Source organism: Streptomyces sp. NPDC050704 (assembly GCF_040654355.1).
Classification (GTDB): Bacteria; Actinomycetota; Actinomycetes; order Streptomycetales; family Streptomycetaceae; genus Streptomyces.
This window is the reverse complement of sequence record NZ_JBFAHW010000073.1, coordinates 30,761-51,004: the sequence shown is the minus strand read 5'-3', so window position 1 is coordinate 51,004 and position 20,244 is coordinate 30,761. Positions and strand designations below refer to the sequence as shown.

Sequence of the window (20,244 nt, the reverse complement as noted above, 5' to 3'; positions counted from 1 at the left end):
GGGGTGGGGGGGGGGGGGGCGTTTGGGGTGTTTGGTTTATTGGGGGGTCGCTCTGCGCGCGGGGTGGGGGCGCGGGGCTGTGTCGACGTGCGGCTCCGCCGCGGGGCGCGACCAGCCCCCACCGGGCCGCGCCCGCGGCGGAGCCGCACGTGGATACAACAGCACCGTCCTTCCAGCGGAGCGCTTGGGCGGACTCCGGAAGCACCCTCCAGCCATGCCTCCGGGAACGCCCGCACGAGGGCCGGCCACGGGCCGGCCCTCCCTAGGATGACTCCATGTCACTCCCGCACGCGATCCTCACCGCCCTGGTCGAAAAGCCGTCGTCGGGCCTTGAGCTGACTCGTCGCTTCGACAAGTCGATCGGCTACTTCTGGTCGGCGACGCATCAGCAGATCTATCGCGAGCTGGGAAAACTGGAGGCCGAGGGCTCCATCAGGGCCCTCCCCGCACAGCAGCCGGCCCGCGGGCAGAAGAAGCGGTACGAGGTCCTGCCCGCCGGCCGTGCCGAACTCGCCCGCTGGACCGCCGCGTCCCAGGATCCGAAGCCCGCGCGCGACACGATGCTGCTGCGGCTCCGGGCCTCGGCGGTGGTCGGCACGGCAGGAATCGAGGCGGACCTGCGCCGCCATCTCGACCTTCACCAGCGGCAGTTGGCGGAGTACGAGGCGATCCGGGCGCGGGACTTCCCGCCCGGCAAGGAAGCACCCCAGGACCGCATCCAGCACCTCGTCCTGCGAGCCGGGATCGACCTGGAGACCTTCTGGACGCGGTGGCTGACGCACGCGCTCGAGGAGTTCGAGCGGTTGCCCGTGGAGGACCCGGCGTCCTGAGACACGGCGGCGGCCCGGCACTCCGATCCACGTCGGGAGTGCCGGGCCGCCGCCCCGTCTCAGAGCCGGTGGGATCTGGCGCGCCGGCGCAGGACCCAGGCCGTGGCCACCGCTCCCGCCGTGACCAGGACCCCGCCCGCGGCGTAGGTGACGGTGCCGTAGTCCTTCGTGGCGCCGCCCACACCGCCCATGACGCCGAGCGACGGCGACGGTGATGCCGACGGCGAGGCCGTCGCGGAGATCGTGGGGGTCGAGGCTGGCGAGACGTTGACGGACTGGGTACCCGCCGTCGAGCCGTCGGCGCAGACCACGATGACGGTGTAGGTGCCGCTGGCGACATTCGTCCATGCGGCGGACTGGCTGCTGCTGGTCCCGGACAAGGCCGCCTGGCGTCCCTGTGCGAAGTTCGCCTGGCCACTGGAGAGCAGCGAGGCACTGCCCATCGACCCACTGGTCCTGGTGACGCATGCGGTGGTGCTCACCTGCACGGTCGATCCACTGGTGGTCACGTTGATCCCGGTGCCCACCGCGGAGGCCGGCCCGGCGGTCAGGGCCAGCGGCAGCGCGGCGACGGCCGCCACGGTCAGGCCGGAGCGGACGAATACCTGAGTAGTACGCATAGGACTGCCCTCCGGCGGCACGGCTGGCGGTACATCCCATGAGCCGCCGAGGATTGGGAAACGGGCCGTGCTGCCTTCGGACCGAGCCAACGCGACCGTCCCGCGGTCCGCATGCTGACCGGGACCGGGCAGGTGACGAATTCCTCCGTCTGGCCGACCGCCGATGGCGTGTCACCGCGCCAGCGGGCCTCCCGGCGGGGTCACCAGGTGCGGCAGGCCGCCAGCAGGCGCTCCCGCCCGAGTGCGACATGCGGGTTGTCCGACGCCCCGGGCCGCCGCGCCGGATCCGCTATGGACCGGCCGGTCCGGCCGCTCCCGTGGTCACCGTCCGCTCGGCGGAGAAGCCGCCCCAGGTGCCGTCCGGCAGCTTCGCCCTGATCCGCACCCGCTGGGTGACTCCGGCCTCCCGCCCCACGTAGAAGCTGTACGTCGCCTTGTCCCGAGGAGCGGTCCCGCCCCAGACGAGCGACGTGGCCGGCTGCCCGTCGAGCTGGATCTGGTACTCCGAGATCACTCCGTCGATCATCCCGGCGTTCGGCGGGACCCAGGACAGGTCGAGGTAGTACGCCCCGTCGGCGCGGTGCGTGGCTGCGCGGAAGCCGGTGGGCGCCGTGCCGCCGCTCGTGCCCTGCCCGCCGTCGGAGCCGGCCGGGGTGGTGATCCGTACGGTCTCGCTCGCGGGCGAGACGTTGTCCGCCGCGTCGCGCGCCCGGACGGTGAAGGCGTACCGCGTGCCCGGCCGCAGCCCGGTGACCACGGCCGCCGTCTGCCCGCCGCCCACGCTGTGGATCTTCGTCGCGCCCTGATAGAGGTCGTACGAGGCCACGCTCCGGTCGTCCGTCGACGTGCCCCAGGACAGCTGGACGGCCCGGCTCCCGGCCGCCTCGCCGCGCGGCCGCTCCGGACGGCTCGGGGGCCGGTCGTCGGCGGCGGCCGCCGCGGGCGTGGTGGCCCGGGCGCGCTCGCTGGGCGGACCGAGCCTCCCGTCGGCGTCCCGCGCCCGTACGGAGAAGGCGTAGGCGGTCGACGGCTTCAGCCTGGTGACGTCGACCATGTGCTGCGAACCGGGGACTTCCTTCACCTTTGTGGTGCCGCGGTACACCTCGTATCGCACGATCCCGGGATCTCCGGAAGCCCGGTTCCACATGACGTGCACGCTGGTCGCGCTGCCCGCGGCCGCGGTGACACCGGCCGGGGCCGCGGGGATCCGGCCGCCCGCGCCGGTGTCCTGCCCGCCCCGGCCGCAGGACGCCACCGTGAGCAGCGCGCCGCAGACCGCGACGGCTCGCAGGGGAACGCGTCGCATGGCTCTGCCCTCCCTGGACGGTATTGGTCCGGACCAATATGGCCCTGTGGGCGTGCTCACATCAAGAGGGCGTCTGTTCCGCCTGTCGGCCGAACGTTACGTATGCTGATCCTCTTCACGGCTGAACTCGACCTTGTAGCAGGGGAGTTCTGCCGACGGTGCGGACGCTGTCGTCGCTGATCCCGCGCCGGCGAGGGCGGCCGGGCGCCCGGAGTCGAGGACGACCCGGCCGCCCGGTCCCCGACGGGACGTCACCGGGCGTGCACCGTACGGCCCCCCAAGGGTGGCCGGGTGATCGATTCCGCCCCAGATTGGGCTGAGTGTTCGTCAGTGCCGCCCAGGAGAGGGTCTCTTATCGTGCGTGTCCAGTCGCTGACGCTGGCCGCGGCCGGGGCCGCCCTGCTCGCCCCCGCCGCGCTGCCCGCGCCCGCCATGATTCCCGCGGCCGCCGCCGTTCCCGCGGCCGTCCTGCCGCCGGAGGCCGTGCGCGAGCGTGCGGGGGACGTCCGGGCGGCGGACCTCCTGGCCGCGGTGCACGACTGCGCGCCCGTCTCGCGCGGGCGCTACCGCAGCGACCACGGGGCGCCCGCGGACATCCCCGTCTGCGGCAAGCGCGGCGCCGTGCACTGGAAGGCCGACATGGACATCGACTGCGACGGCCGGCCCGGCCGCCGCTGCAACCGGCGCACCGACCCGCTCTTCTCCGCCGCCACCGCCTTCCAGCAGTCCGACGGGCGCTACCTGAGCGCCGAACGCCTGCCGTACGTCGTCGTGCCCGCCCCGAGCCGTATCTGGAACTACCGGAAACACGGCGTCCGGGGCGGCACCGTCGCCGCCGTGATCCACCGTGACCGTGTGCGGTACGCGGTCGTCGGTGACGTCGGCCCCCGCCACGTCATCGGCGAGGCGTCGTACGCCATGGCCCGGTCCCTCGGTATCCGTACCGACCCCCGGGGCGGCGGGACCGCCTCGGGGGTCACGTACATCCTGTTCAAGAACTCCGGCGCCGCACCGATCGAGAGCCACCGGGCGGCCGTCGCCCAAGGGGAGCGGCTGGCGCGGGAGTTCATCCGGCGGAACTGAGTCTCCGGAAACGGTGCGAGGCCGGCAGCGCCGTCGGCCGGCCGGTGTCACACCTTCCGATACGTGTACGCCTCCGAGGCCGCCGCCTCCACCGCCGCCAGGTCCGCCCCCGCGGACGCTGTGACGACCGCCGCGACCGCGCCCTCGACGAAGGGGGCGTCCACCAGGCGGGTACCCGCCGGGAGTTCGTCACCCTCGGCGAGCAGCGCCTTCACAGTGAGGACCGCGCTGCCGAGGTCGGTCAGGATGGCGACACCGGCGCCGCGGTCCACGGCGGCGGCCGCGGCGGACACCAGCTCGGCGCTGGTGCCGAGACCGCCGCCCTCGATGCCGCCCGCCGGGGCCACCGGAGCCGTCGTACCGCCGCCCGCGAGCCCCGTCGCCAGCTCGGCGACCGAGGCGGCCACCGAGGCGCTGTGCGACACGAGCACGATGCCCACCAGTTTCTCGCCGCCCTGTGCCGCGCTCGTCACGTCACTCACCGGCCGCCTCCGCGAGCGCCGCGACCAGGAGCGCCGAGGAGGTGGCGCCGGGATCCTGGTGCCCGATGCTCCGCTCGCCCAGATAACTCGCCCTGCCCTTGCGGGCCTGCAACGGCGTGGTCGCCAGAGCGCCCCCCTCGGCGGCGGCCCGCGCCGCGGCGAAGGACTCGCCGAGCGCGTCGACGGCCGGCACGAGCGCGTCGATCATGGTCTTGTCGCCGGGCGCCGCTCCGCCGAGCTGCATCACCGCGTCCACGCCGGTGCGCAGCGCGTCCGTGAGTTCCTGCTCGCCGACCTCGGCCGCGTCACCGAGCGCCTTGCCGGTGCGGCGCAGCAGCGTGCCGTACAACGGGCCCGACGCACCGCCCACCGTCGAGATCAACTGCCGTCCGGCGAGCATGAGGACGGCGCCGGGCGTGTCCGGTGCCTCCTTCTCCAGAGTGGCCACCACGGCCGTGAAGCCGCGCTGCAGATTGCTGCCGTGGTCGGCGTCGCCGATCGGTGAGTCGAGGGCGGTGAGCCGTTCCGTCTCGCGGTCCACGGATGCGGCGGTCGCTGTCATCCAACGGCGGAAGAAGTCGGCGTCGAGCACTGAATCTCCTTGCGTGGTAAGGGTGTTGAGCATTCCCTCGGGGCGGGATCCGGGCGGGTGCGCCCTCACATCCCCCAGCGCAGGCCCGCCGTCCTCACCGGCGCGTCCCACAGCCGGAGCAGGTCCTCGTCGACCTGGCACAGGGTCACCGAGGCGCCGGCCATGTCGAGTGAGGTGACGTAGTTGCCGACCAGCGTGCGGGCCACGGCGACCCCGCGCTCGGTCAGCACGCGCTGCACCTCCGCGTTGAAGCCGTACAGCTCCAGAAGCGGGGTGGCGCCCATGCCGTTCACCAGGACCAGGACGGGGTTGCGGGGGTCGAGATCCTCCAGGATCGCGTGCACCGAGAAGTCGGCGATCTCCCGCGAGGTCATCATGGCCCGCCGCTCACGGCCCGGCTCGCCATGGATCCCGACGCCCAACTCCAGCTCGCCCGGCGGCAGATCGAAAGTGGGGCTGCCCTTGGCGGGCGTGGTGCAGGCGCTGAGCGCGACGCCGAAGCTGCGGGAGTTCTCGTTGACCTGCCGGGCCAGTGCCTCGACGCGTTCCAGCGGCTGGCCCTCCTCGGCCGCCGCGCCCGCGATCTTCTCCACGAACAAGGTCGCGCCGGTGCCGCGACGGCCGGCCGTGTAGAGGCTGTCGGTAACGGCGACATCGTCGTTGACGAGGACCTTGGCGATCTGGATGCCCTCGTCCTCGGCCAGTTCCGCCGCCATGTCGAAGTTGAGCACGTCACCGGTGTAGTTCTTCACGATGAACAGCACACCGGCGCCGCTGTCCACAGCCGCCGCCGCCCGCACCATCTGGTCCGGCACCGGGCTCGTGAACACCTCGCCGGGACAGGCCGCCGACAGCATCCCGGGGCCCACGAACCCGCCGTGCAGCGGCTCGTGCCCCGAACCACCGCCCGAGACGAGGCCCACCTTTCCGGCAACCGGTGCGTCCCGCCGTACGATCACCCGGTTCTCGACGTCCACGGCCAACTCGGGATGGGCGGCGGCCATGCCCCGCAGCGCGTCCGCGACAACCGTCTCGGCGACGTTGATGAGCATCTTCATGGGTAACCTCCTGGAGGGCTTAGCAGGCGGGGCCCCGTCCTGCGTATGTGCTGGTCAGAGTAGGTAAGGCTAGCTGTCGATCCTGGCGATCCGCGGCGGCTCACGGCGGGTCGGACATGCGGCGGCTGGAGAACTGCTGTGGGCAGTATCAACCTTGTGGCAGCGAAGGTCACCTGCGCCTGCGCCGTGGCTTCCCCCACCGGTTACGGCCTAGTCATCCCGCTCCTCCAGCAACCCCGACGTAGCCACCAGATACCCCAACTGCGCTCTGCTCCCGCTCCCCAGGAGAACCGACGCCTTCCGTAAGTGCTCCGCCACGCTTCTGCGGCTCATGCCCAGGCGGCGGGCGATGGAGCTGTCCGTCTCGCCGGAGACGACCGCGCGCAGAATCGTCTGCTGCAGGTCGGAGGCGACGACGGGGCTGCGGCGCTCGGCGGTGTCCGCGGGATGGATGGGGGTCGAGCGTTCCCAGGTCTGCTCGAAGACGCGGACCAGGAAGCGGACGAGGGCGGGGTCCCAGATCTGCAGGGCTCCGTCCGCGGCGTCGTCGGACAACGGGATGAAGGCGACCGAGCGGTCGCAGACGATCAGCCGCTCGACGACCTCCGCCAGGGTGCGGACCTCGGCCCCCGCCTCGGTGACCCGCTCGATGTATGCCATGGTCGGCCGGTGCGTGTGCACGGTGTGCTGGTAGAGGGTGCGCTGCCGCACCCCGCGCCGCAGGGCCCGCAGGTCGCGGCCGAAGGCCTCGCGGAGCGTGGCCTCGGCGCGGCCCCCGCCCGGCTGGGCGGTGAGCAGTTCGTGCCGGCAGTCGCCCACAGCCGCCTCCAGGGCCGCGTTGATCACGGCCTTCTCGGTCAGCCGGACCAGCGCGGGCCGGGCATCGCGCTGCTCCCGCGCGTACACCGACTCGAAGGCGGCGAGCCGTGAGGACGTCGACCGCACGGCGCGGCGTTGCTCGGCCAGCTCATCCTCCATCGCGGTCAGTACGGCGAAGCGCGCGGCGTCCGGCGACACGGGCAGGCAGAAGCCGGGCGCGTCCGCGTCGGCGACGACGAGTCCGAGTTCCGTCAGGCAGCGAGGCACCTCGTCGGCCGGCACCCGCCCCTCGCGCAGCGCGGCCCGGTACACCGACAGCGCCCGCGGGCAGGGCCGGGTCGGGCGCGTTTCGCGGCAATCACACGTGCGTGGGTCGAAATGATCAGGCTTCACAACTGTGCAGATTACATTCGTGAGCCCCCGGCCCTCAGGACGAACTCCGCACCGCCTGCCTAGTGTTCGGCGAAAAGCGCCGCGTCCTGGTGCCGTCCGCGAAGGAAGTCGAGAATGCCGGAAGCTGTGACGGCGTCGGTGCGGGAACGCCGGTACCGGATCCTGGTCACGGGCTACGCGCTGTCGTCGTACGGCAGTTATCTCAACGTCGTCGCGCTCAATCTGTACGTCTACGCCGTCACCGACCGCGCCCTCGCCGTCGGCGCCTTCATGGCCGTACGACTCGCCGCGGGGTTCGTCGCGGGGCTGCTCGCCGCGCCGATCCTGGCAAGGTGGTCGGCGAAGGGCGTCATGTTCTGGGTGAACGTGGTTCAGGCGGCCGTGCTGGCGGTACTGGTGGTGGCGCCCGACACACTGCGCACGCCCGTGCTGTTCGTCGTCTCGGCGGTGGGCGGGGTCACCGGCACGGTGTTCCTGGTCGCGCTGCGCAGCGCGGTGATCCCGGAGATGGTGACCGAGGAGCGCCGTACCTGGGCCAACTCGTTGATGGTGAGCGCGCGTTCGCTGGCGATGGTGGCCGGGTTCGCGTCGGCCGGTGTGGTCGTGTCGCTGCTCGGGTACACGGCGGCCTTCCTGCTGGACATGGCGACGTTCCTGGTGTGCGCGGTGGCGGTGGCCCAACTGCCCGCCGCCCGGCCGGCGCCGGGCCCGGCGGCCGATCCGGCCGGGTCCCCGGCGAAGCGCCGGCGGCTGCCCGCCGCGGTCGTGGCGCTGGTGGGCGCGCCCGTGCTCGGCCTGATGGTGCTGCTGCGGGGCGTCGACGCGCTCGGCTCGTCCTCCCACAACGCGGCGCTCCCCGTGTACTCGACGGAGCTGGACACCGACAGCCCGGCCACGTTCGTCAGCGTGTTCTGGTGCGTGTGGGCGCTCGGCAACATCCTGGCCCAGCAGGTGATCCAGCGCCTGCCGCGGCGCTCGGAACAGGCCCTGGGCGCGCTGGGTTTCGGGCTGGGCACGATCGTGATGTCCGGCGCGTTCATCCTGGCCTTCGCCGGGCTGCCGTGGACCGCGACCGTGCTGATCGCGCTGGTCGCGGGCGCCGCCGACGGACTGACCGAGGTGTCCTACACCCAGCATCTGCAGACCCTGCCGGACGGCCTGCGCACGCACGCCTTCGGGCTGTCGGCGACCGTGGAGAGCCTCGGCTTCGGCGTCGGGATGATCGCGGTCGGCGCCGCGCTCGACGTGTTCTCGCCGCTGTCGGTCGTCGCGATCGCGCACGGCGTGGCCGTCGTGATCGCCGTGGTCTTCGTGACCCTGGTACTGCGCCGCCGTACGACGGCGGGATCAGGCGCGGGGGCGGAGGCGCACGCGGAGGTGTGAGGCGGGCCCGGAAAATCGAGCCGGAGAAGCCGGAGAAGGGGGGAACAGGAGTGCCGGACGACCGACGCGTGGCGGTCATCGGGATGGCGCTGAGATTTCCGGGGGCGGAGACTCCCGAGCAGTACTGGCGTGACATCGAGGCGGGCGTCTCGCACGTACGGCGTTTCACCCGGGCGGAGTTACGGGCCGCGGGTGCGCCCGAGGACCTCCTCGACGACCCGGACCTCGTCGGCGCCAGCGCGCTGCTGGACGGCGTCGACGGGTTCGACGCGGCGTTCTTCGGGATGAGCGGGCGCGAGGCCGCGGTGACCGATCCGCAGCAGCGGCTGTTCCTGGAGTGCTGCCACCACGCCCTGGAGGACGGCGGCTACGCCGGCTCCGACGCCCGTATCGGGGTGTACGGCAGTGTCGGGTACCGGCTGTACTCCCTGCACAGCTATCTCGCCAACAACCTCGCGGACGTGCCGGGCGACGACTGGATCGCGCAGAAGCAGATCCAGGTCGGCAACTATCCCGACTTCGCGGCCAACCGGGCCGCCTTCCAGCTCGGGCTGCGCGGCCCGGCGGTCAATGTCGCCACTGCCTGCTCCAGCGCCCTCGTCTCGGTCCATCTGGCCTGCCAGGCGCTGCTGGCGGGCGATGCCGAGCTGATGCTGGTGGGCTCGGCGGCCCTGCATCTGCCGCAGATCACCGGGCACCGGCACGTCAGGGGTTCCACGATCTCCCGAAGTGGCACGGTACGGGCCTTCGACGCGGACGCCGACGGCACGGTGGGCGGCAACGGCGTCGCGGCCGTCCTGCTGAAGCCGCTTTCGCGGGCGCTGGCCGACGGCGACACCGTGCACGCCGTCATCCTCGGCTCGGCGGTCACCAACGACGGGGACGGGAAAGCGGGGTTCGCCGCGCCGGGCGTCGCGGGACAGCGGGACGCGGTCCTCGGAGCGCTGGAACGGGCGGACGTGCCGGCCGACTCGATCGGCTACCTGGAGGCGCACGGCACCGGCACGTTCAAGGGCGACCCGATCGAATTCGCCGCGCTCACCGAGGCATTCAGGGTGCATACGGACGGCAGGGCATTCTGCGCGCTGGGCTCCGCCAAGCCCGCCATCGGCCATCTGGACAGCGCGTCGGGGCTGGCCGCGCTGATCAAGGCGGTGCTGGTGCTGCGGCACGGGGTGATACCACCGCTGGTCAACTTCAGCCGGGCCAATCCCCGACTCGCGGTGGAGTCGAGCCCGTTCGTGCTGCCGACCCGGGCAGCGCCCTGGCCGGACTCCGGCGTCCGGCGGGCCGGCGTGCACTCCATCGGCATGGGCGGCACGAACGCACACACGATCTTGGAGGAGGCGCCGGGGCCGTCGCGGGGGCGAGGGACGGGTGCCAGGGTGTGGGGGGTGCCGGCGCGGCGGGGCGCCGGTGGCGGTACGGCGGCGGGGGCAGCGAGGCGGCAGGACACCGAAGGCGGTGCGGTCGTGCCAGGGGTACCGGAACCGTGGGACGCCCAAAGCGAAACCGCTGCGGCGGGGGCGCCTGGGCCGCGGGACGCCGAGGGTGGTGTGACCGCGCCAGGGGCACTGGAACCGTGGGGAACCGAGAGCGAAGCCGCTGCGGCGGGGGCAGCGGAGCGGCAGGACGCCGAAGGTGGTGCGGTCGTGTCAGGGGCACCAGACTCGCGGGATACCGAGAGCGAAACCGCTGCGGCGGGGGCGCCTGGGCCGCGGGACGCCGAGGGTGGTGTGGCCGTGCCAGGGGCGCCGGAACCGCGGGATACCGAGAGCGAAACCGCCGAGCCGGGGGCGTCTGAGCGGCAGGACGCCGAAGGTGGTGCGGTCGTGTCAGGGGCACCAGACTCGCGGGATACCGAGAGCGAAACCGCCGCGGCGGGGGCGCCTCGGCCGCGGGACGCCGAGGGTGGTGTGGCCGCGCCAGGGGCACCGGATCCGTGGGACACCGACAGCAACACCGCCGCGGCGGGGGCGCCTGGGCCGCGGGACGCCGAGGGTGGTGTGGCCGCGCCAGGGGCACCGGATCCGTGGGACACCGACAGCAACACCGCCGCGCCGAGGACGCCGGAGGCGTGGGGCGGTGATGTGGTGGTGCCCGGGCTTTTGCCGCTGTCGGCTCGGACGCCGGAGGCGCTGACCGCGTACGCGCGTGCGTTTCGGGACGAGCTGGTCCGGCGTCCGGATATCGCCCCCGCTGATCTGCTGACGACGACCGCGCTCGGGCGGCGCCATCTGCCGCACCGGCTGGTCGTCGCCGCGCCCTTCGTCGAGGGGCTGGACGCGTTCCTCGCCGGCGCGGAGGGCGTCCTCACCGGAACGGTCGATCGGCCCGTTTCGCCCGCCTTCGTCTTCAGCGGCCAGGGCGCCGGCGGCCCCGGCACGGCCGCCGCGCTCGCCGCCCGTTTCCCGGTCGTCGCCGAGGTGCTGCGGGAGTGCGCGCGGATCTACCGGGAGGAGACGGGCGAGGACGACTTCCTCGATCGGCTCACCGGGGAGGAGGCGGGTCGGGAAGGCCACCCCTCCCGGACCACCGACGGGACGAGCCAGGACTGGGGCCCCGACAGGACCGTCGGAGCGCCCGCCTCCTGGGACACCGCCTTCGCGCAACCCGCCCTCTTCGCCCTCCAGGTCGCGCAAGTCCGGCTGTGGCGGAGCTGGGGCGTACGGCCCGCCTCGGTCGCCGGGCACAGTGTGGGCGAGTACGCGGCGCTGTGCACCGCCGGGGCGCTGTCTGTGGCGGACGGCATGCGGTTGCTGTGCCGACGGGGCCGGCTGATGCGGGACACGGAGCCGGGCGCGATGCTCGCGGTGTTCGCCGACCGGGACCGGGTACGCCAACTCGCCGCCGAGGTGGGGCAGGTGGAGCTCGCCGTGTCCAACGGCCCCGAGCACCAGGTGCTGGCCGGCCCGCCCGACGCCGTCGCCGAGGTGCACCGGCGGCTGACCGGCAAAGGCCTGACCGGCGCACTGCTCCCGGTGGACCGCGCCTTCCACAGCGCGCTCCTCGACCCGGTACTCGACGACCTGCGCGACGCCGTCGAGAAGACCGAACTACGGCCGGTCGACATCGAGTTCGTCAGCGGGCTCGACGGCGTCGCCCATCTCCCGGGCTGGCTGCCCGACGCCGACCACCTCGTCCGCCAGGCCCGGCACACCGCCGACTTCCACGCAGTCCTGCGCACCCTGGCCCCGGCGGACGTCCTGCTCGAACTCGGCCCCGGCGCCACCATGACCCGACTGGCCCGCCGGGCGATCCCCGACACCCTCTGCGTCCCCACCGGACGGAGCCCGGACGACCTGTGGCCGACGGTGGCCCGGCTGCACTGTGCCGGAGTGGCCGTCGACTGGGCCGCCCTGCTCGACGGGTGCGGGGGACGCCGTATCCCGCTGCCCACATACCCCTTTGAGCACCGGTCGTACTGGATCGGCCCGCCGCCCGCCACGGCCGTACTCGCAAGCGAACCCGATGGGAAGGACGACGTGACCGACCAGGCAGTACTCGACCGCGTACTCGATCTGACCGCGCAGCACCTGGGACACGACCGCGACGGGCTGCGAGCCGGGCAGACATACGTCGGCCTGGGCGCGGACTCCCTGCAACTGATCGGCATATTACGGCAGTTGGAGGGCGAGTTCGGGGTGACGATCGCGGTGCGGGAGCTGTTGGAGGAGGCCGGGTCACCGGAACTGACGGCCCAGCTCATAGCGGACCGCGTCCAGCGACCGGCACCGGCACCGGCACCGGAGCCGAGGGCCGAGGTCATCGACGCACCGCGCAGGTCCGACGCCGAGAGCACCGCCGTACGGCACGCACCCGGCGCGGAGACCGCCGGCTCACGGCGCACACCCGCCCGAGGGCCCGAGGAACCCGGACCCGAGGAACCCGGATACGCCACCCGCGCCGACCTTGCCGAGCTCCGCCGGCAGGTCGACCTGCTCGCCGAGACACAGGCCTCGCTGATCACCCAGCTCTCCGAGGCCGTCGCCCTGCTCAACGCCGAGCGGGCCGTCCGATGAGCCCGGCCACGGCGGCGGACAGGGCCGCGGCCCTGTCCCGCAGGCTGGACGAGCAACTGGCGGAGGCAAGACGGCACGCCACGCCCCCGGCACCCACATCCCCCGCACCCACGGTCCACGGCCCCCACGTCACCGTCCCCCACAACTCCGGCATGGCCGGCGCCGACGCCACCGCCGCCCAGCGCGCCCACGCCACCGAGCTCGCTCGGCGTCTCACGGAACGCACCCGTACCTCCAAGGAGCTCGCCCAGTCGCAGCGTGCCGTGCTCGCGGACAGCCGGGCCGTGGTCGGGTTCCGGCGGTCCACGAAGGAGACGCTGTACCCGCTCGCGGCCCGCACCGCTCGCGGCGCGCACCTGACGGACGTCGACGGGAACACGTACACCGACATCACCATGGGCTTCGGGTCCCTCCTCCTCGGCCATGATCCGGAATGCGTGACTTCAGCCGTGCGCGCGCACCTGGACGGCGGGCTCCGGTTCGGGCCCCGCCCGGTCGAGGCGGGTGAAGTCGCCCAGGAACTCGCCGAGTTGACCGGCATGGAACGCGTCGCGTTCGCGGCCTCCGGCACCGAGGCCAACTCCGCCGCGATCAGGCTCGCCCGCGCCGCCACCGGACGCGACCGGATCGTCATGTTCCGCGGCTCCTACCACGGCCACATCGACACGGTGCTGGGCCGACCCGGCCCCGACAGCGGTGCCGTCCCTGTCTCCCGCGGCATCCCCGGCAGCGCCGTCGCGGAGCTGATCGTCCTCGAGTACGGCAGCCAGGAAGCCCTCGACACCATCGACGCGCTCGGCGACCGCATCGCCGCCGTCCTCGTCGAGCCGGTGCAGTGCCGCAACCCCGCCCTGCGCCCGGTCGACTTCCTGCGTGAACTGCGCGAACTCACCCGGCGGCGCGGCATCGTGCTGCTCTTCGACGAGATGCTCACCGGCCTGCGCCCGCATCCGCGCGGCGCCCAGCACCACTTCGGCGTCGTGCCCGACCTGGCCACCTACGGCAAGGCGCTCGGCAGCGGTTTCCCCATCGGAGCGATCGCGGGCCGCGCCGACATCATGGACGGCGTCGACGGCGGCTTCTGGCGGTACGGCGACGACAGCCGCCCCACCGCCGAGACCACCTTCTTCGGCGGCACGTACCTGCAGCACCCGCTGTCCATGGCGGCGGCCAAGGCGGTCCTCACCCACCTCGCCGCCGAGGGACCGCGGCTCCAGGAGCGGCTCAACGCCCGCACGGACGCCCTCGCCGACGACCTCAACCGCTTCTTCGCGGACGAGGAATTCCCCCTGGAACTGGCCCACTTCGGCTCGATGTTCCGCTTCGTCCACCGCGCCGACATGGAACTGCTCTACCAGCACCTGCTGCTGCGCGGCATCTACGTGTGGGAGTGGCGCAGCTTCTACCTCTCCACCGCCCACACCGACGCCGACGTCGAACACGTCGCGGACGCGGTGAAGGGTTCCCTGCGGGAACTACGGGAGGCGGGCTTCTTCCCGACGTCCCGGCCCGCCCGGCCCGTCGCCCGCCGGGGGCCCGAACGCCCGCGCAGGCAGCCCGACTTCGGCGTGTACTTCTTCGGCGACTACCCCGACGACGACAGCACGTCCGACTCCGACTCCGACTCCGCCTCCGCGTACGACCGGATCATCGACACCGCCCGCTTCGCCGACGAGCGCGGCTTCAGCTCCCTGTGGCTGCCCGAGCGGCACTTCCACTCGTTCGGCGGCCTCTTCCCCAACCCGGCCGTGCTGGCCGCCTCGCTGGCCCGCGAGACGAGCCGCATCCGGCTCAACGCGGGGTCGGTGGTGCTGCCGCTGCACGATCCGGTGCGGGTCGCGGAGGAGTGGTCGGTCGTCGACAACCTCTCCGCGGGCCGGGTCGGCCTCGGCTGCGCCACCGGCTGGCACGCCCAGGACTTCGCACTCCATCCGGACCGCTTCGAGCACCGCAAGGAGATCGCCTTCGCCCACCTCGACGACGTACGGACGCTGTGGCGCGGCGGCACCGTACGGCGTACCACCGGCGAGGGCGAGCCGGTCGACGTACGCGTCCACCCCCGTCCGGTGCAGGAGCTGCCGCCGATGTTCCTCGCCACGTCCGGGCGGCGCGCCTCGTACGAGGAGGCGGGGCGGCGCGGACTCGGGATCGTCACCAACCTGATGAGCCAGACCGTCGCCGAACTCGCCGAGAACGTCCGCCACTTCCGCAAGGCCCGCGAACAGCACGGCCTCGACCCCGACACCGGCCGTGTCACCGTCCTGCTCCACACCTACCTTGGCGAGGACCACACCACGGCCCGTGCCGAGGCCCTGGAGCCGATGAGCCGCTATCTGCGTTCCTCCCTCCAGATGCGGTCGGCGGCGAGCGCGGTCGGCGCCGGGCCCGAGGACGTGGCGACGGCGAGCGAGGACGACCTCGACTACCTCTTCCGCCGCGCCTACGACCGCTACTGCGACGAACGCGCCCTGATCGGCACGCCCGACAGCTGCGCCCCGCTGGTGGAGGCGCTGCGTGAGGCCGGGGTCGACGAGATCGCCGCGCTGGTGGACTTCGGGATGCCGGCCGACAGGATGCGGGCGGGTCTTGAGCACCTGGACGCGCTGCGGCGGCGTCACCGGGAGGCCGTCCGTGGCGGGCCCGCCACCGACGCCCAGCGCCGGCTCTGGCTCGCCTCCCGGCTGATCGACGACCCGGCGGCGTACAACGAGATCCAGTCCGTACGCCTGCGCGGCCCCCTCGACGAGCCGGCGCTCCGCGCGGCCGTGGCGGGTCTCGTCGAGCGGCACGCGGGCCTCAGGACCGTCTTCCGCGCGGCGGACGACACGGTCGAACAGGTCGTACGGCCGGACCTGCGGCCGGAGTTGACGGTGACCGACGTCGACGGGGAGGAGGCCGTGGCCGCCGTACTGCGCGAGGAGAGCGGACGGCCGTACGACCTGGCCGAGGGGCCGCTGTTCACGCCCCGGCTGCTGCGGCTCGCGCCGGACGATCATGTGCTGGTCCTCGGCCTGCACCACATCGTCACGGACGCCCACTCGGCCGGGCTCCTCGCCGCCGACCTGGCGGAGCTGTACCGGGCGGCGGTGGAGGGCCGGGCTCCGGTGTTCGCCGCGGCGGCCGGGAGCACGCTGGACGCGCCGCGGGCCGAGCACGATCCCGCCGACCTGGACTGGTGGCGCGGTCACCTCGACCCGCTGCCGCCCGCCCCCGCGCTGCCCACCGACCGGCCACGCGGTCGCCGGGTCGCCGGGCGGGGCGCGGCCGAGGAGGTCGCCTGGAACGCGGAGCGGGCGGGCGAACTGCGCGAGTGGAGCGGACAGCAGGGCGTGACGTTGTTCGCGACGCTGTTCACCGCCTGGCAGCTGGTGCTGCGGGAGCGGTCCGGGCAGGACGAGTTCCTCGTCGGCTCGACGTTCGGGCGGCGCCGCCCCGGCACCGAGCACACCGTCGGCTTCCATGTCGCCGTACTGCCGCTGAAGGCCGCGCTCACGGACGCGACCCCGCTGCGGGACGCCGTACGGGCCACGCGGGACGTACTGTTCGCGGCCGACGCGCACCAACACGTCGACCTCGACGCCCTGTTGGCGGCCGTCAACCCCGACCCGGGGCATCCGCGCCCCCTGGTGACGGTGTCGGCGGACCTCGACAACGCACCCCTGAGCCGGGTCCGGCTGCCGGGGCTGACCGCGGAACAGGTGTCCGGCGGCACCGAATCGGCCCCGCTGGAGCTGGCGTTGGCCGCCCTGGACACCCGCGACGGCCTGCGGCTGCGCATCCGCTACGACGCCGACCTGTACGACGCGTCGACCGTACGGGGCCTGCTGGACGACCTGGACCGGGTGCTGGGGGCCATGGCGGGCGGGCGGGCCGGAACGGTGGGGGACACGAAGGATGTCGTACAGGATGTCGTACGGGAACCTTCAGGGGCCACGAAGGATGTCGTACGGGAGTCATCCGGTGACACCCGAGATCCCCGGGACACCCTCCGCTCCCTGTGGGCCGCCGTCCTCGGTACCGACGACCTCCCCGACAGCGCCGACTTCTTCGACCTGGGCGGCAGTTCGATCTCGGCGATACGGCTGCACAACCGCGTCCGGGACGCCCTCGGCGTCGAGTTCTCACTGGCGGACTTCTTCGCCGAGCCGACGCTCGACGCGCTGGCCCGGTCGCTGAAGGGTGACGCGGCTCCGGCCGCCGAGGACGTCGTCGACCGCGCCCCCGTCACCTACCAGCAGGCCCGGATGCTGGCCGCCCAGCCCGCCCTGCCCCGGCCGCAGGTCTACAACGTCCCGACCCGCATCCGCCTCACCGGCCCCGTCGACACGGACGCCCTGCGCGCGGCACTGACCCGGCTGGTGGCGCGGCACCACGCCCTGCGCACCCGTTACGTCCAGGACGGCGAGGGCACCTGGTGGCAGGAGGTCGTGGACGTCGCCCTGCCGCCCCTGCGCGTCGACGACTACAGCCGGCTGCCCGCCGAACGGGCCGCCGAACGGGCGGACAAGGCCTGCCGGGCGGCGGCCGACGAGCCTTTCGACCTCACCCGCCCGACACTCCCGCGGCTGCGGCTGATGCGGGTCGCGCCGGACGAGTGGGTGCTGATGTTCGTGCTGCACCACATCGGCACCGACGGCTGGTCCCACGGCGTCCTCCTCGCCGAGGTGGCCGCCCTCTACACCGCCGCCGCGGCCGGCACCCCGCACACCCTGCCCGCGCCCTCGGCCCAGCCCGCGGACCACGCCCGCCGTCAGCTCGAACGCCGGGGCGCGGCCGAACGGGCCCGGCGGGCCGCGCACTTCGTCGACTACCTGGACGGCGTACCCATCCGCCTTGAGGTGCCCACGGACCGGCCCCGGCCGGAGCGGCTCAGCGGCGACGGCGACACCGTCCGAGGCCACGCGCCGGCCGGACTCCGGGCCAAGGTGGAGAGGTTCGCGGCAGCGCACCGGGTGACGCCGTTCGCGGTGGTCGCCGCCGCGCTCGGCGTCGTGCTCGCCCGGCTCTCCGGACAGCGGGACCTGCTGCTGGGCGTCGCGTACGCCAACCGGGACGGCAGTGACACCGAGTCGCTGGTGTCACTGGTCTCCACGAACCTGCCGGTGCGCGTGCGGGTCCGGGCCGAGGAGACCTGCGCCGAGCTGGTCGCGCGCACCGGCGCCGAGACGCTGGCCGCCATGGCGAACGTCCTGCCGACCGCCGAGGTGTGGCGGGCGCTGCGGGACGCGGGCGCGCGCGAAGTGCCCGAGGTGGTGTCCTGCCTGCTGGCCTTCCAGAACACCGACGACGTCGACATCGAGATCCCCGGGCTCCGGGTGGAGGTCGACGACGTGGCCCCGCCGGCGGCGCGCTCGGAGCTGACGTTCGGCCTGACCCAGCGCCGCGATCCGGCGCTGGGTTACCGGACGTACGTCGAATACTCGGCGGACCTGTGGGACAGGAAGTCGGCGGAGCGGATCCTCGACTCCTACCTGTCCGTACTCGACGACCTGTGCGACAGCCCCGGCCGCCCCGTCGGCGAGCTGCTCGCCCGCACACCTTCCGGAGAGGCATGACCGAATGACAAAGGCCACGGACCCCACGCACAGCGAGGACCTGCTCGCCTTCCTGGACGCGGCCACCTCGCCCTACCACGCGGTGGCGCAGGCCGTGCAGCGTCTGGAGAAGGCCGGCTTCGAGGAGCTGCGGGAGACCGAGGAGTGGACCGGTCACAGCGGCGGCCGGTTCGTTGTGCGGGGCGGCGCGCTGCTCGCCTGGTACGTCCCCGAGGGGGTGCCCGCGCACACGCCGTTCCGGATCATCGGCGCGCACACCGATTCCCCCAACCTGCGCGTGAAGCCGACCCCGGACACCGGCTCGGCCGGCTGGCGCCAGGTTGCCGTGGAGATCTACGGCGGGGTCCCGCTGAACACCTGGCTCGACCGCGACCTCGGCGTCTCCGGCCGGCTCACGCTGCGCGACGGCACGGCGAAACTGGTCAAGATCGACGAACCCCTGCTGCGAGTCCCGCAGTTGGCGATCCACCTCGACCGCACGGTGAACGAGGGCCTGTCCCTCGACCGGCAGCGCGAGCTCCAGCCGATCTGGTCGCTGGGCCGGCCGGAGCGGGGCGCGCTGCTGCGGCGGATCGCGGCCGGTGCCGGGCTCGACACGGCCGACGTGCTCGGCTGGGACCTGATGCTGCACGACGTGCAGAAGCCCGGACTGCTGGGCGCCGAGCGGGAGTTCATGGTCTCGGCGCGGCTGGACAACCTCGTCTCCGTGCACGCGGGCGCCGCCACGCTGGCGACCGCCGCGCAGTCCTGGCCGGCGGTCGCCGAGCGGATCCCGGTCCTCGCCGCGTTCGATCACGAGGAGGTCGGTTCCGGCTCCGAGACCGGGGCGCAGGGCCCGCTCCTGGAGCGCGTCCTGGGCCGGGTGGTGGCCGCGCGGGGCGGCGGCGCCGAGGACTGGGCGCGGGCCCTGGCGGGCACGATCTGCGTCTCCGCCGACATGTCGCACGCGGTGCACCCCAACTACAGCGAGCGGCACGACCCGGACAACCATCCGCTGCCCAACGGCGGCCCGGTGGTCAAGGTCAACGTCAACCAGCGGTACGCCACCGACGGCACCGGCTACGCCGCGTTCGCCGCCGCCGCGGAGCGTGCCGAGGTGCCCTGGCAGCGGTTCGTGTCCAACAACACCATGCCCTGCGGCACGTCGATCGGGCCGATCACCGCGGCCCGGCTGGGGGTGACGACGGTGGACGTCGGCGTGCCCGGCCTGTCCATGCACTCGTCGCGCGAGCTGTGCGGGGCGGACGACCCCGGGTATCTGACGCGGGCGCTGACGGAGTTCGTCTCGGCGGGCTGAGAGTTCAGAAACAGGCTCTCGGGCCGGCCCACTGCAGAAAGGCGGAAAGTGTCCTTGAGGAACGTGACCCTGGCCGGTGCCGACCCGGAGCGGGCCGTGCTGCGGGTGCTCATCGTGCCGCACGCCGGAGCGGGCGCGGCGAGCGGACAGCCGTTCGCCGCGCACGCCCCGGACGACTGGCTGGTGGCGACGGCCCGGCTGCCCGGCCGCGAATCGCGGATCCGGGAGGCCGTCCCCGGCCTCGACGGTCTCGTCGCGGACGTCGCCGGCACGATCCGGGGCCTGCCGGGCTCGGCGCCCCTGGTCGTGGTCGGCGTGTGCTCGGGCGCGGTGATCGCGCTGGAGGCGCTGCGGCGTTCGGGTTCCGCCGGCGTCGCGGGCCTCGCCGTGGTGGCGCAGTGGGCGGTGAACGAGAAACCGGACCCCGGCCGCCGCGTGCTGCGCGACGCCGATGTCGCAGACGACCGTGCCGAAGTCCTGGACATCCTGCGGGACTTCGGCGGCGTACCGGACTCGCTCGCCGCGAACGAGGAGATGCTCGGCCTGCTGCTGCCGGCGATCGTGGCGGACATCAGGGCCGTTGAGGACTACTTCTGCGAACCCTTCGACCCGGGTGTCCCGCTGCTGGCCGTGTTCGGCGACGAGGACCAACTGTGCCCCGAGGAGCGGACCGACGGCTGGTCCCTGTTCGGCGCGCGCACGCGCACGGTGTGGCTGCCGGGCGGCCACCTGCTGCTCGCGGACGAGCCGGCGGCGCTGGCGGCGGCGGTGGCGGACAACCTCGACCACTGGGACGTCGCATGA

The 20,244-nt window shown here is 73.4% G+C and carries 13 protein-coding genes; 7 read left to right on the top strand and 6 right to left on the bottom strand.

Going from position 1 to position 20,244, the window contains the following annotated elements; genetic code table 11:
* Positions 1-275: 275 nt before the first annotated feature.
* On the top strand, positions 276-830 hold the full coding sequence (locus tag AB0I18_RS34040) for a PadR family transcriptional regulator (protein ID WP_363109520.1): 555 nt from the start codon (positions 276-278) through the stop codon (positions 828-830).
* 59 nt (positions 831-889) lie between these two features.
* On the opposite strand, the gene AB0I18_RS34035 is transcribed toward AB0I18_RS34040, so the two are convergent.
* Complete coding sequence (locus AB0I18_RS34035; RefSeq protein WP_363109519.1) at positions 890-1,450, bottom strand: hypothetical protein; 561 nt, start codon at positions 1,448-1,450, stop codon at positions 890-892.
* A 289-nt stretch (positions 1,451-1,739) separates the two neighbouring features.
* Entirely contained in the window at positions 1,740-2,756 is a 1,017-nt protein-coding gene (locus AB0I18_RS34030; RefSeq protein WP_363109518.1) for a fibronectin type III domain-containing protein, read from the bottom strand.
* A 357-nt stretch (positions 2,757-3,113) separates the two neighbouring features.
* Here AB0I18_RS34030 and AB0I18_RS34025 point away from each other — a divergent pair, with 357 nt between their 5' ends.
* Positions 3,114-3,839, top strand: coding sequence for a glycoside hydrolase family 75 protein (locus AB0I18_RS34025; RefSeq protein WP_363109517.1), 726 nt, complete (start codon positions 3,114-3,116; stop codon positions 3,837-3,839).
* Between the two features lie 47 nt (positions 3,840-3,886).
* Here the strand turns inward: AB0I18_RS34025 and AB0I18_RS34020 are convergent, their stop codons facing one another.
* The 4 genes from AB0I18_RS34020 to AB0I18_RS34005 form a co-directional block, all read right to left on the bottom strand.
* Positions 3,887-4,312 (bottom strand): PTS fructose transporter subunit IIA, encoded by a 426-nt coding sequence (locus AB0I18_RS34020; protein ID WP_363109523.1) that lies wholly within the window; start codon positions 4,310-4,312, stop codon positions 3,887-3,889.
* A 1-nt stretch (position 4,313) separates the two neighbouring features.
* Positions 4,314-4,913 carry a dihydroxyacetone kinase subunit DhaL gene (dhaL, locus tag AB0I18_RS34015; RefSeq protein WP_363109516.1) on the bottom strand — a complete coding sequence of 200 codons (600 nt, stop codon included), beginning with the start codon at positions 4,911-4,913 and terminating at the stop codon, positions 4,314-4,316.
* A 65-nt stretch (positions 4,914-4,978) separates the two neighbouring features.
* On the bottom strand, positions 4,979-5,971 hold the full coding sequence (dhaK, locus tag AB0I18_RS34010) for a dihydroxyacetone kinase subunit DhaK (protein ID WP_363109515.1): 993 nt from the start codon (positions 5,969-5,971) through the stop codon (positions 4,979-4,981).
* 210 nt (positions 5,972-6,181) lie between these two features.
* A complete protein-coding gene (locus AB0I18_RS34005) occupies positions 6,182-7,102 on the bottom strand; it encodes a LuxR family transcriptional regulator (protein ID WP_363109514.1) in 921 nt (306 codons plus the stop codon).
* 195 nt (positions 7,103-7,297) lie between these two features.
* Between AB0I18_RS34005 and AB0I18_RS34000 the strand changes: the two genes are divergently transcribed.
* The 5 genes from AB0I18_RS34000 to AB0I18_RS33980 all read left to right on the top strand — a co-directional run bounded on the left by AB0I18_RS34000 (position 7,298) and on the right by AB0I18_RS33980 (position 20,244).
* The gene (locus AB0I18_RS34000; RefSeq protein ID WP_363109513.1) at positions 7,298-8,566 is read left to right on the top strand and encodes an MFS transporter; all 1,269 of its coding nucleotides are present in this window, start codon (positions 7,298-7,300) and stop codon (positions 8,564-8,566) included.
* A 50-nt stretch (positions 8,567-8,616) separates the two neighbouring features.
* Positions 8,617-12,588, top strand: a complete 3,972-nt coding sequence (locus tag AB0I18_RS33995; protein ID WP_363109512.1) for a beta-ketoacyl synthase N-terminal-like domain-containing protein — start codon at positions 8,617-8,619, stop codon at positions 12,586-12,588.
* On the top strand, positions 12,585-18,143 hold the full coding sequence (locus AB0I18_RS33990) for a MupA/Atu3671 family FMN-dependent luciferase-like monooxygenase (protein WP_363109511.1): 5,559 nt from the start codon (positions 12,585-12,587) through the stop codon (positions 18,141-18,143). The genes AB0I18_RS33995 and AB0I18_RS33990 overlap by 4 nt, the downstream gene beginning before the upstream one ends.
* A gap of 4 nt (positions 18,144-18,147) precedes the next feature.
* A complete protein-coding gene (locus AB0I18_RS33985; protein WP_363109510.1) occupies positions 18,148-19,440 on the top strand; it encodes a M18 family aminopeptidase in 1,293 nt (430 codons plus the stop codon).
* 63 nt (positions 19,441-19,503) lie between these two features.
* Positions 19,504-20,244, top strand: a complete 741-nt coding sequence (locus tag AB0I18_RS33980) for a thioesterase domain-containing protein (protein WP_363109522.1) — start codon at positions 19,504-19,506, stop codon at positions 20,242-20,244.